The following is a 3061-nucleotide window of genomic DNA, read 5'->3' as shown; positions in this document are numbered from 1 at the left end:
TTGTTCATTGAAAACTGGATAAAACGACATTGAAAGTAATCAAGTAATCAACCGAGTCGCATATATGCGATTCAAGCAATCTTTTTAACCGATGGAATCCTATCGCTAGGATGAAGTTGGACCTTTTATAGGTTAAGTTAGAAAGGGCGCACGGCGGATGCCTTGGCACTAGGAGCCGATGAAGGACGGCACTAACACCGATATGCTTCGGGGAGCTGTAAGTGAGCTTTGATCCGAAGATTTCCGAATGGGGAAACCCACTGTCCATAATGGGACAGTACGTGTATGTGAATACATAGCATACTCGTGGCACACCCGGAGAACTGAAACATCTAAGTACCCGGAGGAAGAGAAAGAAACATCGATTCCCTTAGTAGCGGCGAGCGAAACGGGAAGAGCCCAAACCAAGAAGCTTGCTTCTTGGGGTTGTAGGACACTCTATACGGAGTTACAAAGGAATGTGTTAGATGAAGCGACCTGGAAAGGTCTGCCAAAGAGGGTAAAAGCCCCGTAGTCGAAAGCATATTCTCTCCAGAGTGGATCCTGAGTACGGCGGAACACGTGAAATTCCGTCGGAATCCGGGAGGACCATCTCCCAAGGCTAAATACTCCCTAGTGACCGATAGTGAACCAGTACCGTGAGGGAAAGGTGAAAAGCACCCCGGAAGGGGAGTGAAATAGATCCTGAAACCGTGCGCTTACAAATTGTCAGAGCCCGTTAATGGGTGATGGCGTGCCTTTTGTAGAATGAACCGGCGAGTTACGATTCCATGCAAGGTTAAGCTGAGAAAGCGGAGCCGCAGCGAAAGCGAGTCTGAATAGGGCGAATCAGTATGGGGTCGTAGACCCGAAACCAGGTGATCTACCCATGTCCAGGGTGAAGGTCAGGTAACACTGACTGGAGGCCCGAACCCACGTATGTTGAAAAATGCGGGGATGAGGTGTGGGTAGCGGTGAAATTCCAATCGAACCTGGAGATAGCTGGTTCTCTCCGAAATAGCTTTAGGGCTAGCCTCAAACGAAAGAATCTCGGAGGTAGAGCACTGTTTGGACGAGGGGCCCATCCCGGGTTACCGAATTCAGACAAACTCCGAATGCCGATGATTTATGTTTGGGAGTCAGACAGTGGGTGATAAGATCCATTGTCGAGAGGGAAACAGCCCAGACCACCAGCTAAGGTCCCCAAGTATCTGTTAAGTGGAAAAGGATGTGGCGTTGCCCAGACAACCAGGATGTTGGCTTAGAAGCAGCCATCATTTAAAGAGTGCGTAATAGCTCACTGGTCGAGTGGCGCTGCGCCGAAAATGTACCGGGGCTAAACAGATCACCGAAGCTGTGGATTGACCTTAGGGTCAATGGTAGGAGAGCGTTCCAAGGGCGTTGAAGCTAGACCGGAAGGACTGGTGGAGCGCTTGGAAGTGAGAATGCCGGTATGAGTAGCGAAAGAAGGGTGAGAATCCCTTCCACCGAATGCCCAAGGTTTCCTGAGGAAGGCTCGTCCGCTCAGGGTTAGTCAGGACCTAAGTCGAGGCCGATAGGCGTAGACGATGGACAACAGGTTGATATTCCTGTACCACCTCCCCGCCGTTTGAGTAATGGGGGGACGCAGTAGGATAGGGTGAGCACACAGTTGGTTGTGTGTCTAAGCAGTGAGGTGGAGAACGAGGCAAATCCCGTTCTCATATAACACTAGGCTGTGATGGCGAGGAGATTAATCTCCAGAGTCCCTGATTTCACACTGCCAAGAAAAGCCTCTAGCGAGGCGGGAGGTGCCTGTACCGCAAACCGACACAGGTAGGCGAGGAGAGAATCCTAAGGTGATCGAGAGAACTCTCGTTAAGGAACTCGGCAAAATGACCCCGTAACTTCGGGAGAAGGGGTGCTCTGGTAGGGTGAATAGCCCGAGAGAGCCGCAGTGAATAGGCCCAGGCGACTGTTTAGCAAAAACACAGGTCTCTGCAAAATCGTAAGATGACGTATAGGGGCTGACGCCTGCCCGGTGCTGGAAGGTTAAGAGGAGGGGTTAGCGCAAGCGAAGCTCTGAATTGAAGCCCCAGTAAACGGCGGCCGTAACTATAACGGTCCTAAGGTAGCGAAATTCCTTGTCGGGTAAGTTCCGACCCGCACGAAAGGCGTAACGATCTGGGCACTGTCTCAACGAGAGACTCGGTGAAATTATAATATGCGTGAAGATGCGCATTACCCGCGACAGGACGGAAAGACCCCGTGGAGCTTTACTGTAGCCTGATATTGAATTCCGGTGCAGCCTGTACAGGATAGGTAGGAGCCTTGGATTCCGGAGCGCTAGCTTCGGAGGAGGCATTGGTGGGATACTACCCTGGCTGTATTGGACTTCTAACCCTTGCCCGTGATCCGGGCAGGAGACAGTGTCAGGTGGACAGTTTGACTGGGGCGGTCGCCTCCTAAAGAGTAACGGAGGCGCTCAAAGGTTTCCTCAGAATGGTTGGACATCATTCGCAGAGTGCAAAGGCATAAGGAAGCTTGACTGCGAGACCTACAAGTCGAGCAGGGTCGAAAGACGGACTTAGTGATCCGGTGGTTCCGCATGGAAGGGCCATCGCTCAACGGATAAAAGCTACCCCGGGGATAACAGGCTTATCTCCCCCAAGAGTCCACATCGACGGGGAGGTTTGGCACCTCGATGTCGGCTCGTCGCATCCTGGGGCTGTAGTCGGTCCCAAGGGTTGGGCTGTTCGCCCATTAAAGCGGCACGCGAGCTGGGTTCAGAACGTCGTGAGACAGTTCGGTCCCTATCCGTCGCGGGCGCAGGAAATTTGAGGAGAGCTGTCCTTAGTACGAGAGGACCGGGATGGACATACCGCTGGTGTACCAGTTGTCTTGCCAAAGGCATCGCTGGGTAGCTATGTATGGACGGGATAAATGCTGAAAGCATCTAAGCATGAAGCCCCCTTCAAGATGAGATTTCCCATTACGCAAGTAAGTAAGATCCCTCAAAGATGATGAGGTGGATAGGTCTGGGGTGTAAGTACGGCGACGTATGTAGCTGACAGATACTAATCGATCGAGGACTTAACCTATA

The 3061-nt window shown here is 51.9% G+C and carries 1 rRNA gene; it reads left to right on the top strand.

Annotated features, from left to right (window positions below):
- Positions 1-130 precede the first annotated feature (130 nt).
- A 23S ribosomal RNA gene (locus CSV70_RS16200) occupies positions 131-3059 on the top strand.
- Positions 3060-3061: the final 2 nt, after the last annotated feature.

The organism is Sporosarcina sp. P25 (genome assembly GCF_002743235.1).
Lineage (GTDB): Bacteria > Bacillota > Bacilli > Bacillales_A > Planococcaceae > Sporosarcina > Sporosarcina ureae_B.
Note: the sequence above shows the minus strand (reverse complement) of the source record. Positions and strands in the feature narration are given on the sequence as shown.